Source organism: Photobacterium sp. GB-50 (assembly GCF_003026755.1).
Lineage (GTDB): Bacteria > Pseudomonadota > Gammaproteobacteria > Enterobacterales > Vibrionaceae > Photobacterium.
In genome coordinates this window covers 101,427-115,296 of record NZ_PYNX01000001.1, presented here as the reverse complement: position 1 = coordinate 115,296, position 13,870 = coordinate 101,427, and the positions used below count along the sequence as shown (strand labels likewise).

At 39.9% G+C, this 13,870-nt stretch carries 11 protein-coding genes; 7 read left to right on the top strand and 4 right to left on the bottom strand.

Going from position 1 to position 13,870, the window contains the following annotated elements; genetic code table 11:
* Positions 1 to 141: 141 nt before the first annotated feature.
* From C9J41_RS00520 to C9J41_RS00510, 3 genes are read left to right on the top strand one after another with little or no spacing between them, the layout of a single operon-like run.
* Positions 142 to 1,179: an efflux RND transporter periplasmic adaptor subunit gene (locus C9J41_RS00520; RefSeq protein ID WP_105060489.1), complete on the top strand. Its 1,038-nt coding sequence runs from the start codon at positions 142 to 144 to the stop codon at positions 1,177 to 1,179.
* Positions 1,176 to 2,270 carry an efflux RND transporter periplasmic adaptor subunit gene (locus C9J41_RS00515; protein WP_107245453.1) on the top strand — a complete coding sequence of 365 codons (1,095 nt, stop codon included), beginning with the start codon at positions 1,176 to 1,178 and terminating at the stop codon, positions 2,268 to 2,270. Before C9J41_RS00520 ends, C9J41_RS00515 begins: the two co-directional genes overlap by 4 nt.
* Positions 2,270 to 5,344, top strand: a complete 3,075-nt coding sequence (locus tag C9J41_RS00510) for an efflux RND transporter permease subunit (protein WP_107245452.1) — start codon at positions 2,270 to 2,272, stop codon at positions 5,342 to 5,344. The genes C9J41_RS00515 and C9J41_RS00510 overlap by 1 nt, the downstream gene beginning before the upstream one ends.
* Positions 5,345 to 5,435: 91 nt before the next feature.
* Here the strand turns inward: C9J41_RS00510 and pyrC are convergent, their stop codons facing one another.
* From pyrC to C9J41_RS00495, 3 genes are all read right to left on the bottom strand, one after another.
* Positions 5,436 to 6,467 carry a dihydroorotase gene (gene pyrC / locus C9J41_RS00505; protein ID WP_005367079.1) on the bottom strand — a complete coding sequence of 344 codons (1,032 nt, stop codon included), beginning with the start codon at positions 6,465 to 6,467 and terminating at the stop codon, positions 5,436 to 5,438.
* A gap of 153 nt (positions 6,468 to 6,620) precedes the next feature.
* Positions 6,621 to 7,559 carry a DMT family transporter gene (locus tag C9J41_RS00500; protein WP_199189211.1) on the bottom strand — a complete coding sequence of 313 codons (939 nt, stop codon included), beginning with the start codon at positions 7,557 to 7,559 and terminating at the stop codon, positions 6,621 to 6,623.
* A gap of 219 nt (positions 7,560 to 7,778) precedes the next feature.
* Positions 7,779 to 8,720, bottom strand: a complete 942-nt coding sequence (locus C9J41_RS00495; RefSeq protein ID WP_107294086.1) for a LysR family transcriptional regulator — start codon at positions 8,718 to 8,720, stop codon at positions 7,779 to 7,781.
* A gap of 110 nt (positions 8,721 to 8,830) precedes the next feature.
* Here C9J41_RS00495 and C9J41_RS00490 point away from each other — a divergent pair, with 110 nt between their 5' ends.
* Positions 8,831 to 9,760 (top strand): DMT family transporter, encoded by a 930-nt coding sequence (locus C9J41_RS00490; protein ID WP_107290414.1) that lies wholly within the window; start codon positions 8,831 to 8,833, stop codon positions 9,758 to 9,760.
* A 31-nt stretch (positions 9,761 to 9,791) separates the two neighbouring features.
* Here C9J41_RS00490 and C9J41_RS00485 read toward each other — a convergent pair whose 3' ends face one another.
* Positions 9,792 to 11,759: a methyl-accepting chemotaxis protein gene (locus C9J41_RS00485; protein WP_107205930.1), complete on the bottom strand. Its 1,968-nt coding sequence runs from the start codon at positions 11,757 to 11,759 to the stop codon at positions 9,792 to 9,794.
* 377 nt (positions 11,760 to 12,136) lie between these two features.
* Between C9J41_RS00485 and hinT the strand changes: the two genes are divergently transcribed.
* The 3 genes from hinT to lpoB all read left to right on the top strand — a co-directional run bounded on the left by hinT (position 12,137) and on the right by lpoB (position 13,833).
* A complete protein-coding gene (gene hinT / locus C9J41_RS00480) occupies positions 12,137 to 12,487 on the top strand; it encodes a purine nucleoside phosphoramidase (RefSeq protein ID WP_005367093.1) in 351 nt (116 codons plus the stop codon).
* 338 nt (positions 12,488 to 12,825) lie between these two features.
* Positions 12,826 to 13,212, top strand: coding sequence for a YcfL family protein (locus C9J41_RS00475; protein WP_107205735.1), 387 nt, complete (start codon positions 12,826 to 12,828; stop codon positions 13,210 to 13,212).
* A gap of 30 nt (positions 13,213 to 13,242) precedes the next feature.
* Positions 13,243 to 13,833, top strand: coding sequence for a penicillin-binding protein activator LpoB (gene lpoB / locus C9J41_RS00470; protein WP_107205736.1), 591 nt, complete (start codon positions 13,243 to 13,245; stop codon positions 13,831 to 13,833).
* The last annotated feature ends 37 nt before the right edge of the window (positions 13,834 to 13,870 follow it).

Sequence of the window (13,870 nt, the reverse complement as noted above, 5' to 3'; positions counted from 1 at the left end):
AAAGGATTGTGATATTGACTCTATTTTCATATATGAAACAAGATTGTTAACTTAAAAGCCTCTACTATTCATAGATATATATTTTTTCATACATTTTTTTAACAATAGTAAGATTTAGTATGAAACATCATGGAGAGTAGTATGAGATATCGCTTTTTTGCGGCATTGTTTACATGCTTAGCATTAATTGGCTGCAAGGATGATAAATCAGCGATTGCTGAGCCTGAGTCTCGACCTGTTAAATTACAATCAGTTTCAGTAGGTAATAATGAATCACAACGGGCGTTTCCAGCGATTGTTGAGGCGGGAGATAAAGCCGTTTTAGCTTTTCGCGTTTCAGGTCAACTTGCTAGCGTAGATGTTCACCCCGGTCAATTTGTGACGAAAGGACAGATACTTGCAACATTAAATAGCGATGAATTTTCACTGCTAGTGAAGCAGGCACAAGCGCAATATGATTTAGCGAATGTGCAATTTAAGCGCGATAAAGAATTACGGAAAAAAAATGTAGTATCAGAGTTAGATTACGATACCTCTAAAGCTAACTTAAAACAGGCAAAAGCTTCATTAGATAAAGCAATATCGAATTTAAGTTATGCCAAGCTTATCGCACCTTATGATGGGCACCTTTCTTTATCCATGGTTGAAAACTATGAATATATCAGTGCAAAACAGCCTGTAATGCATATTCAAAGTGCTAAATTAATCAATATGACATTTCAGCTTCCTGATTATCTTTTAGCGCGCTTTCAAGGTCATGCCGAAAATATTAATCCTACTGTTGCTTTCGATACCTTAACTAATCAAACCTTTCCCGCACAATTTAAAGAAATTGATACAGAGCCAGATAGCAAAACATCCAGTTATAAAGTGACACTCTCAATGGCACGTCCGGAAGGCAGTAATATCATGCCGGGAATGTCTGGTAGCGTGACAATTGTTCTGCCACAAGGAAATGCAGGCGCAATACCAATGCGTGCGATCATTACTGAAGACAATAAAGATTATGTATGGCGTGTTGATGATAATCAGCAAGTTGTAAGAACTGAAGTCATATTAGATAACAATAATCGTGTGATATCAGGTTTAGAAGATGGTGATGTTATAGCGACATCAGGCGTATCTGAATTGCAATCAGGTCAGAAGGTCCGCTCATGGATCAAGGAGCGTGGACTATGATCAAACGTTATCGTTTATTGACATTGGTTATCTGTACAACATGGTTACTCCAAGGTTGTGAGAAACCAAGTGTTGAGCCGCGCGAAGCGCAACCGCGAGTCAAGGTACAGCAGGTACAGTCAGGTAAACAATCACCGAAATTAACGTTTCCAGCAGTGGCTTCAGCAGCTGATAAATCTATTTTATCATTTCGTATTGCTGGAGAAATTACGCAAATATTAGTGCGTTCAGGAGACACCGTTAAAAAAGGGCAGGTATTAGCGCGATTAGATCCACGTGATTACACATTAGAGGTGGATGATGCTCAAGCTAAATACAATGTTATTGATAGCCAATACCGCCGTTCCGCAACATTATTAAAAAATGGCTATTTACCTCAGTCTCAATTTGATGAATTAAAAGCGAAGCGAAGTATTGCGAAAGCAAATCTTGATTTAGCCAAATTAAAATTAAGTTTTACTGCGCTAAAAGCCCCATTTAGTGGTGTGATTTCAACTATTCCCGTTGAGCAATTTGAAAATATCAAAGTAGGTCAGCAGATTATGAATATTCATAGCACTGATTCTGTTGATATCGAGATCCAAGCGCCTGATATGATTTATTCCAAGCAAAGTATCTTGGATGTTAATAAAGCACAGGGTTCTTCCTCGAAAGTCATTTTACCCAATAATGAAAAATATGTGGTGACATTAAAAGAATTTACCACTGAACCTGATCCTGAATCGGGTTCATTTCTCGTGACCTTAACGATGCCGATGCCCAAAGGTCAGTTCATTTTGGAAGGCATGCCAGTTGAAGTTGAAGCCGATGCTCAAAAGTTACAAGTTTATCAAGTGGGGCAGCAAATCGTACCACTTGAAGCCTTATTTAATTTAGACGGTGATGATATTGCCTCAAATCAGAAATATGTTTGGATTCTGACACCTGACAATACGGTGTCGAAACGCCTTGTGGTAACAGATAAAGTTGTGCCTGAAGGGGTACGATTAAAAACGGGTGTTAAACAAGGGGAACAAGTTGTTGTTACAGGCGTTAACCGCTTACGAGAGGGACAAAAAGTGGTGGTATTGGCTAAGGAGGGACAACAATAATGAAGCAAGATATCGCGACTTATTTTATTAAGAATAAAGTGATCAGCTGGATGCTGACGCTAATATTTCTTGTTGGCGGAACCTTTTCTTTCTTTGGTTTAGGCCAATTAGAAGATCCGGCATTTACCATTAAAGACGCTATGGTTGTTACCTCCTACCCTGGGGCGACACCACAGCAAGTTGAAGAAGAAGTGACCTATCCTATAGAAAAAGCGATTCAGCAGTTAACTTATGTTGATGAAGTAAATTCTATCTCTAGTCGAGGGTTGTCACAAATCACAGTGACCATGAAAAACAATTATGGCCCTGACGATTTACCACAAATTTGGGATGAATTACGCCGCAAGGTTAATGATATATCCTCTAACTTACCTCCAGGAGTCGCAAAGCCTAAAGTTATTGATGATTTCGGTGATGTTTACGGCATTTTGTTAGCAATAACGGGTGAAGGTTATAGCTATAAAGAACTCAGTGATTATGTTGATTACTTACGCCGAGAAATTGAACTTGTTGATGGCGTGGGAAAAGTGGGTGTTACTGGCAATCAGCAAGAGCAAGTATTCATTGAAATCTCAATGCAGCGACTCAGTAGCCTCGGCATTTCTTTAGATACAATTTACAACATTTTAGCCACACAAAATTTAGTCACGAGTGCGGGCGCAGTTCGTATTGGCGATGAATATGTTCGCGTTCATCCTACTGGTGAGTTTAAAAATGTTGATGAGCTGGGCGATTTAATTATTACCGATAAAGGCGCTAATGGGCTGATTTACCTTCGAGATGTCGCAGAGATCAAAAAAGGTTTTAAGGAAATTCCAGATAACTTAGTTAGCTTTAACGGCAAAGAAGCGCTGAACGTCGGTATTTCATTTGTCGCCGGGGTTAATGTTGTAGAAGTAGGTCAACGGGTTATGCAAAGACTGGCTGAACTGAAAGAGCAACAGCCAGTGGGTATTGATATTGATGCAGTATATAGCCAGCCGATTGAAGTAGATAAGTCCGTAAGTGGTTTCGTTGTTAGCTTAGGTCAGGCAGTAGCCATTGTTATTGTGGTGCTGCTGTTCTTTATGGGACTTCGTTCAGGTTTACTGATTGGTTTAATTTTGCTCCTGACTGTTTTAGGCACCTTTGTGTTTATGAAGTGGTTAGCGATCGACTTACAACGTATCTCGTTAGGTGCCCTCGTTATTGCTCTGGGTATGCTGGTGGATAATGCCATTGTGGTGGTCGAAGGAATATTGATAGGCATGCAGAAGGGGCGAACGCGAATGCAAGCGGCTTCTGACATTGTGACTCAAACCAAGTGGCCACTGCTAGGGGCAACAGTCATTGCAGTAATGGCATTTGCGCCAATTGGTTTATCGCAAGATTCAACGGGTGAATATTGTCGAACACTATTTACGGTGCTTCTGATCTCACTGATGCTGAGTTGGTTTACAGCGATATCGTTAACGCCATTCTTTGCCGATCTTTTCTTTAAAAACGTCAAGGTGGATCAAGATAGCGATCAAAAAGATCCGTATGGCGGTATTTTCTTCACCGTATACCGTAAGTCATTAGAGTTTTGTATGCGTCGTGCATGGCTAACAGTGATCACTTTGATCTTGATGTTAGGTGTTAGCTTATATGGCTTTACATTATTGAAACAATCGTTCTTTCCGGCATCTACAACGCCAATGTTCATGGTGGATGTATGGCTTCCTGAAGGGACTGATATTCGTGCAACCAATAATACGCTAAAACAGCTTGAGAAAGTGGTTGCAGCGGAAAAGGGCGTGGAATACGTTAGTTCAAGTGCGGGTAAAGGTTCGCAACGTTTTATGTTGACGTACGCACCAGAGAAAAGTTACGCCGCTTATGGTGAGTTAATTGTGCGTGTTGACTCATTTGATAGTGTTGTTCCGGTGATGAAAAATTTCCGTGAACAATTAGATAAACAATTTCCCGAAATTGAATACAAAGCCAAACTAGTCATGTTAGGGCCTTCATCCGGCGCTAAAATTGAAGCGAGAATTGTTGGATCAGATCCAACCATACTACGTGGTATTGCGTCGCAAGTGGTGGATGTGATGAATGCAGATCCTGGCGCATTCAATATTCGTCATGACTGGCGAGAGCGCACCAAAGTAATTGAGCCGATATTTAATGAAAGCCAAGCAAGACGCTATGGCATTACTAAAAAAGATGTTGATGAGTTACTGCAAATGGCATTTTCAGGGATCAACATTGGTCTCTATCGTGAGGGAACAAACTTAATGCCAATCGTGGCACGTTTGCCTGAAGATGAGCGAGTCGACATTAGCACCATAGAAGGCATGAAGATCTGGAGCCCTGCCATTCAAGGTTATATTCCACTTCAACAAGTGGTGCTAGGTGTCAATGTACGTTGGGAAGATCCATTAGTGGTGCGTAAAAATCGCAAACGTGTGTTAACGGTAATGGCGGATCCAGATCCTATTGGTGAAGAAACGGCAGCGACAGTACAAAAACGTATTATGCCAGCAATCGCAGATATTGAACTGCCAGAGGGGTACACCTTGGAATGGGGGGGCGAGTATGAATCATCAGCAGACGCGCAAGCCTCGTTATTCCAAACGATGCCGATGGGTTATTTGGCGATGTTCTTAATTACTGTATTGCTTTTCAATAAGGTAAAAGAAGCATTGATCGTTTGGGCAACCGTGCCATTGGCAATTATTGGTGTGACATTAGGTTTGTTGTTACTTAATACGCCATTTGGTTTCATGGCATTGCTTGGTTTCTTAAGTCTATCCGGTATGTTGGTGAAAAACGGTATCGTATTGTTAGACCAAATTGAGATTGAGATAGCCAGTGGTAAAGAGAAATATTTAGCTGTGTTAGATGCGGCTGTCAGTCGTGTACGTCCTGTGTGTATGGCTGCTATCACCACTGTTTTAGGTATGTTACCGCTATTACCAGATGTGTTCTTTAAACCAATGGCAGTGACCATTATGTTTGGTTTAAGTTTCGCTACCGTATTAACCTTAATCGTTGTTCCGGTGCTATATCGTTTATTTCATAAGCTAAAAGTACCGACAAAAGAAACTGCTTAATGCTGAATTAAATTAACTGCAATTAAAAAGGCTTCCGATTCGGAAGCCTTTATTTTTATAAAGCTGTTTAGCGTTTGGTTTACTTCAGTGGTTAAGCGTTAACTTTCCAGCTAATGGTTTCACCCGCTTTAATAGGTACGACCGTGTTGCTACCAAATTGCATTTCTTCTGCCACTGTCCACGACTCTTTTACAAGCGTAATCGTATCTGTATTACGTGGTAGGCCGTAAAAATCAGGGCCATTGAAGCTAGCAAAACCTTCTAACTTATCTAGTGCGCCAGCTTGTTCAAAGACTTCTGCATAGAGCTCGATAGCTGCGTGAGCTGTGTAAGAGCCAGCACAACCACATGCCGCTTCTTTCATGCCTTTTGCATGCGGTGCGGTATCGGTACCTAAGAAAAACTTCTTGCTACCACTGGTTGCTGCATCCACTAATGCTTGCTGGTGAGTGTTACGTTTTAAGATAGGCAAGCAGTAGAAGTGTGGGCGAATACCACCTGCTAGCATATGGTTACGGTTAAACATTAAGTGGTGAGCTGTAATGGTTGCAGCGACATTGTCACCTGCATTTTGAACAAACTTTACAGCATCTGCTGTCGTAATGTGTTCAAGTACAATTTTGAGTGATGAAAATTCTTCAACAATAGGACCAAGTACCGTATCAAGGAATGCTTTTTCACGGTCGAAAATATCAACATGATTATGTGTGACTTCACCATGAATAAGAAGTGGCATACCAACTTCTTGCATCGCTTGTAATGCAGGGCGAATCTTATCAATTGAAGTAACGCCAGAGTCTGAGTTAGTCGTTGCGCCAGCAGGGTAGAGTTTTGCAGCATATACATGACCCGATGCTTTGGCTTTCTTAATTTCTTCAGGTGATGTGTTATCTGTTAGGTAGATAACCATAAGTGGTGAGAAAGTCGGGCTTGGTTGAGCATCAAGAATGCGGTCACGGTAAGCTAAAGCAGATTCTGTATCAGTAACAGGAGGGATTAAATTAGGCATGATGATCGCGCGTCCCATGTAACGGCTAATATCCCTTACTGTATCTTTTAATACATCGCCATCACGTAAATGTGTGTGCCAATCATCAGGACGAGTAATCGTTAATGTTGTCATTTTGTTTCCCTTCCAAAAAATTTGCCCGATTCTAAAAGTATCGTTGCGCTAAGTAAAGGTCATTAATTCAACAATCGGTTTGATTGCTGAATTAAAAGGCAATCGTTTGCCAAAAGAGAATAGGATCACAGCACTTTAGCTAGAATCTGTGTATCATTGTCCTCTTTTCTTCATGCTTATTACTGAATAAACCACGAAAAGCATGCCTATTGCATGATAAAAAGTAAAAGGTTCATTAAGTAATGTGATAGCAAAAACTGCAGTAATAGCTGGGCCAACATTGCTGGTTAAACTTAGCTGTGATGGATTTAATTTTTGCATCGCGGCTGCAACAAAAAACGATGGCAACACAGTACAAAAGATCCCTAGCGCGATCCCAAGCAGGATAAGCATTGGATCTAGCTCGATCACATTGACGCCTTGCCATTGGCTTTGAATTAGAATAATGATCCCCGCAGATCCCATCCCTATACAGGTAAATAATTGGCTGCCCATTTGGGTAATTAACTTTTTGCTCATGATTAAGTAACAAGCGAAAACGAATGCGGACGCAATGGCCAACCCACTACCTAGCAAGACATTATTTCCCATGCTTCCTAAATCATGAAAAACAATGAAAGCGACACCAATATAGCCAAGTGCAATAGCTTTAAATGTACCTTGTGCTGGCTTTTGTTTTAGGACAGTCCAACTAATTAAAACGACGAAGCTTGGAAATAGAAAAATGAGTAGTCGCTCTAGCTGCGCACTGATATGTGCCATGGCTGCAATATCAAGGTATGACGCAACATAGTAGCCTAAGACGCCAATAGCGCTTGCCGTTAAACCATATCGTTTCAGGTTATCTCTATGCTCTGTTTTTCTTAATAGCCACAGCATCATAACAATATAAATCGGCACAGAACTTATCGCCCGTAACGACATAATCGATACCGCATCTCCACCATATTGATAAGCCAGTTTGATAAAAACGGGCTTGATAGAAAATAAAGCAGTACCGATAAGGGCATAAACAATGCCTTTATTGAGTTCAGCATGAGGGGAACTGACGTTTTCGTTAACTGGGTTGTTGTTTGAGTTCGATGATGTCATGTGATTTCTCGCTTAAAAATGAAAATAAAGCTGCGAGAAATGCGAAGGTCACTGGCTGAGCATAACTCACAGCCAGATAGCAAAACTCTACCGGCCGGATGGCAGTAGTGAATTGAGGAGCCAAATGTAACAAGTGAAAATAGTTGAATAAATCATAGTGTTGCCTGTTTATTGAACGCTAAGCTCAACTTACAAGAGATAAAAAACACTTACAAGCAATTAATTGCAATTGGTAAGCTTTTTTCTTAAATCAGACGAAAACCTTTCGCTAATAAAATCAATAAACACACGTTGGCGATAAGGCATATTGATATTAGGCAGGTATTGCATGAACACAGTACCTTGGTAATTATCAAGAAGTGTCCAATCGTTAAGTACCGCAGTAAGGGTTTTTGATTGCAAAGCTTTTTGCGCGACGAATGCAGGTAATACCGCAATACCAAAGTGATTTAATGCGGCTTCTAAACGCATCTCTGTATGGTTAACAATATAACGCCCATTCACTGTCACTTTCAGCTCTTCATCTTCAGATTTAAACCGCCATTGGTTGTCAGTATTTGTTTCGCCTAGATAGATACAATCATGCTGGGCTAATTGCTTAGGGTGTGTTGGTGTACCTTTCTTTTCGAGGTAATACGGGCTTGCACATAATACCAGATCGTTAGTGGCTAACTGTTTGGCCACTAGGTTATTTTGAGGCTCGTTGGTTAACCTAAAGACGACATCTACGTCGTGATAGAGCGGATCGATTGGTTTGTCTGTAACTTGGATTTTTAGTTGTAGCTTTGGATAAGTGTCAACAAATTCCAGTAATAGAGGTTGAAGTACCTGACGACAAAACGCTTTCGGTGAGGCAATGGTGAGTATCCCTTCAATATCTTGCTTTTGCTTGCTGGCTATATTTACTACATCTTGGGCTTGCTGAAGGATATTTTTACCATATTGGTAAGCTTCTTGCCCTGCAATGGTAAGTGACTGGCTACGAGTACTGCGTTTGATTAGTTGTACTTGAAGCTCTTTTTCTAGGCGGCTTATTTGACGACTCACGCCAGATGGTGTCATTCCCAATTTTTTCGCGGCATGACTGAAGCTTTCTGACTCTACAACCGTGACAAAGGCTGCAATATCAGGAAGAAGTTGAATAATTTTATTTTTGTCCATCAGTCATAAATCCTTTGCTTATTGGCGGTATTATCAACATCAAGTCAAACATATACCATTCAATCTTACAAGAACAGTGACTAAAACCGTGTAAGAAAGGATGTGTGTGAATGGAACAGGTCGAGCTGAATAAAAGTGTATTTTTAAATACTTCATTAATAGCAACAATAGGTGTGCTAGCTGCCGCAGTTTTTTGGGGAACCAGTTTTGGTGTGGCAAAAGAATCTATGCTTTATACTGGTGTGTTGATGTTTTTGGCGATTCGTTTTTGTTGCACACTTTTAGTGATATTTCCCTTAGTCAGCAAGAAACTAAATAAACAGGTTTGGCTGCAATTAGCACCAACTGGAGGAATATTAAGTATTATTTATTTGGCCGAAACTTATGGTCTAAAACACACGACGGCTTCAAATGCTGCTTTTCTTATTAGCCTATTTATTATCTTTACGCCTGCTGTTGATGCATTGCTTAATCGTCATAAACTTGCGGTTACAGATTTATTTGCCGGATGCATTGCAATTGCCGGTGTGTGGTTATTAGTAGGAGATAGCCTGAATACGGTAACGTTTAATATCGGTAATATTCTCATTTTGATCGCAGCACTGGGGCGTGCCGCTTTTGTGGTGACAACTAAAAAGAAAATGAATCAACAACATTGCGATCCTATGGTGGCAACATTTATCCAATTATCAGTGGTCACCGTTGTTTGTATTAGCTTATTGGTTTTCACTGTCCCTGTAGAACAATTCATCATACCTAGCGCGCCAGAGTTTTGGTTGTATATTGGCTACCTTGTTATTTTTTGTACCTTGTTCGCTTTTTACTTTCAAAATTATGGGGTGAAGCATACAAGCCCAACCCAAGTCTCTTTTTTATTGGGATTAGAGCCTGTATTTGGTGGTTTGTTTGCACATTGGTGGTTAGGAGAACGATTTGAACAGCTTCAATGGGTGGGGGCGGGATTGATTGTATTGGCCGCTATGTTCATTTCAGTGAAACCTAAATGTAAATTTTTCGCTAAAACAAAAAAGCCGATCTGATGATCGGCTTCATTTACTTGCTTAGCTTAAATTACAGTTTAAATTTATGAACCAGTTTATTTTGTTCAGTGGCTAAGCTATCTAACATGGTACTGGCTTCTGCCATTTCTTCCATTGCATTGTAGTTCGTATCAGCAATATGACTAATATCCTCTAAACTACGGGCAATGTCGGTAGTCGTCGTCCGCTGCTCTTCCGCTGATTGTGCAATTTGACTACTCATTTGACTAATTTCAATGATAATCGCTTGGATCTCTTCCATTGCGCTATTGGCATCTGATGCTTGATTAATACTGTTATCCATTTCTGTTACACAGCTTTGCATCATTTCCATCGCTTGACCTGAGCTACCTTGAAGGTTTTGGATCATCGCTTCAATCTCAGAGGTAGAGTCGGTGGTACGTTTAGCGAGAACACGTACTTCATCGGCAACAACGGCAAAGCCTCGTCCTTGATCGCCAGCACGGGCTGCTTCAATGGCGGCATTGAGTGCAAGTAGGTTAGTTTGGTCGGCAATATTACGAATAACATCTAAAATAGAACCAATATTACTGCTCATTTGTTGAAGATCAGCAACGGCTGTTACAGAGTCATCTAAACGAGTTGAAAGCTGATGGGCAATATTAATATTTTTACTCATCACTTCACGACCTGTTGCTGATGCACGTTCTACCTCATGAACACGTTCCATGGTGTTCTGTGCACTTTGCGATACATCAGTAACTGAGTGTTCCATCTCTGTCATTGCTGTTGCCACAGAAACAGTTTGCTCTCGTTGTTCATTGAGTCGCTGTTTTGCTTGTGCAGTTGTACTTTGGTTTTCTGCCGCAACTTGAGTGAGATCTTCAGATGCTTTGCTTAATTGACTTAAAATTTGTTGAAGATTGCCAGCTAACGTATTGATGTGATGACTTAGTTTATTAAACTCAATGAATTGACTGCTTTCTGTACGCTGTGTCATATCACCATCAGTTAATGATTCAAGCGTTTTTAGCATAGAAACCAGTGGACGACGAACACTTCGCGCTAAATACCAACCGATAGAAATGGCTAATAAAATAACCACAATCGCAATACCAACAGCTTTGGTTATGCCTTGATTGTAAGTGTCATCAGCTGTTGCAATCGCTTGATCCATTTGATTGGTCGCTTGCTGATTAAATTGCTCAAGAATCGATAGTGCTTGATTCACTTCTTTAGTTAGCGTGGCAATGTTGTCATAAAGGCGCGTTTTCGCTTCAATGAATTCATAGTGTTGATCAAGCACACCGCCTTTTTTACCGATATCTAACGTGTATTGAGTAACGGATTTACCGAATGTTTCTTTTAAGCCTGAAAGTAGGGTTGTTAAGCTACGAAATGCGTTGGCAAGATGGTTTACACTGCGTTTATTCGCTTTTATTGCGGCTTTAATCTTACTGATATCGTCAGTGGCAAGGGCATCAGAAGTAATGGTTTCTGTTTCTTTTAGCTTCACAAAGAAATTTTTAGCCATCATCTTAACAGCCATATTATCTTGCTCATTAATGTATTCTTTCATACCAATGCTGAGTTCAGCTTGCAAACGCTGAAAGCGTCGCGCTGATTGTTGGCGCTCATCACCGGCTAACATTTGCGCGCGATAATTACCCATCGCGGTTTGAGCTTCGCTGAAGTAACGCTGTTCTAATTCGGTTAGCGCTTTAATGTAAGACGTTAACTCTGGATTACTTTCGGCAATGGCTACAAGCTCTTTACGCGCAGAGGCGAACTCTCTTGTTGCTTTACGAAAGTCGGCTTCATAGGTTTTCATTGCAGCAGGATCTTGACTGGTTAAAAAGTCTTTAAAAGATTTGTCGGCGGCAAGAAGTTTAACACTGACTTTATTTGATATAGAGACTAAAGGAAGTGCGTCTGTTGTTACTGTTGTTAACTGATTATGGATACGGTTTGTTCCATCAAGCATGAGCACAATGGTTAAAACAAACAATGCAACCATAACCACAAAACCGGAGTACATACGACGTATGACCGAAGTTTGGCTAGATTTCTTCATAATATCCCTATATTTAGCAAAGGGTCAGTGTCATCATAATGCTGACCTATTAGTCATAAATGTAATTTGATAATGGGGTAACCCTTTATTTCGCAATCAATGCTAAATTTGCGAATCGAATTATCAAATTAACTCTAACCTATACTATCGTCAGTTCTGCTTGAGTCTTGATAGATAAATTTGTTTAGGCTTCAATTGTTTGATCGCTGCATCAAAAAAACACGAAAACGTGAAATTTTTTCTCTATTAAATCTTTAAAACAACGTTCAATATTGCGCAATAGAGTTGACTGACGCATACTCACTAACTAAACAAATAACAATGAGTTGATGGAGTCAGAAATGGCGGAAGAAACTATCTTCAGTAAAATTATTCGTAAAGAAATTCCAACTGATATTTTGTATCAAGATGACTTAGTCACAGCATTTCGTGATATCAATCCTCGTGCGCCAAGCCATATCTTAATTATTCCAAATAAATTGATCCCAACAGTCAATGATGTGGAAGCCGATGATGAGTTGATGATGGGGCGTATGTTTACTGTTGCGCGTAAATTAGCAGAAAAGGAAGGCGTGGCAGAAGACGGTTACCGTTTGATCGTCAATTGTAATCCTTATGGTGGACAAGAAGTTTACCATATTCACATGCACCTATTAGGTGGGCGTCCTTTAGGGCCAATGCTAGTTGGCTAGTCATGACGTGCTGATAACGTTATGTAATGGATAATAATTATCCCCAGATAGACACAAAGCTTGAGTATCTTTAATCTTCTCGTTGGGTATACGATAAGTGGTGTGATATTCAGGCTTTTTTATTGCGATAAATTGATTATATCAGATAGCTTATCTATTACTTTATTGGTAATCGTCGCTTACTAACATTAAAATCTAACGAGTTGCTATGTAACGGTAAATGCCGATATTAGATTTATTAGTAAGAACTTGTGGGTCATAGCTAAACGCACGATCATAAATGAGTTTCTTATAATGTTACTTAGAAATTTGATTGTCACGCTATTAAGAGGCATGTAATGAAGTATGTAATGGCATTATTTTTAGCATTAATTATCACTGGATGTAGCAGTGATCATGCTGGTATTAGTATCGAAAACAGCAATCAAAATGTCGTTATTGGTAACGCTTTTCTTGCACGTAGCTTAGTTTTTAAAGACGCTCATATAACGAAAGTTAATGGTTTAATGCAAGCCTCTGTTGAGGCAATAAACAAAGTTAACACAGATCTGAACTTGCAATACCGTATTTATTGGTATGATGGCCAAGGTTTAGAGATCAGTGGTAGTGCGGCACCATGGCATTCCGTTGCGTTGGCTGGCAACGGTAAAGTAATATTACAAGGTATTGCTGATAAAGTTGAAGCTACCCAATATCGTATTTACGTTCGTCGAGCAGTATACTGATTTAATATAAAATATTGTTAAGGTAAAACAATGAAAAAAAGCGTTCTTGCATTATTAGCGGCATCTTCATTATTAGGTGGTTGTGCCCAAACTGTCGATTATGTGAATTCGCATTTACCTGAAACTCCATCGGTAAATTTTGGCTCTAATGATCTTGATAACACGGCATCGGACTTAACAACAAAGATGTTGTCATCACCGGCTGTATCTTCAATTACAGCAGGCGGTAAGCATCCGATTGTGATTGTTGATAATATTCAAAACAATACCAGTGGACATGTTGATACTAAGTCGCTTACTAACACAATTAAGTCTAAAATTTCACGTTCAGGTAAATTTAACTTAGTCGATAAGTCTCGCGTTGATGCGGTGCGTAAACAAATGAACTTTAGTGAGAATGATCGTTTTGTTAATCAAGGTACTGCGATTCAATTTGCTAAAATGACAGGTGCGCAATACATGCTGTATGGTCATGTAACCAATACGAGCAAGCGTGAAGATGGTCAGAATGTCCCTTTCTATAAAATGACCATGCGTTTGATGGATACAAACTCAGGTTCAATTGAGTGGGCTGATTCAGGTTTAGCACCTAAGAGTGAATCAGACTCTCAAGGTTGGTAATTTAGCCTAAATAATCGGGTAGTAATGTTGAAATTAT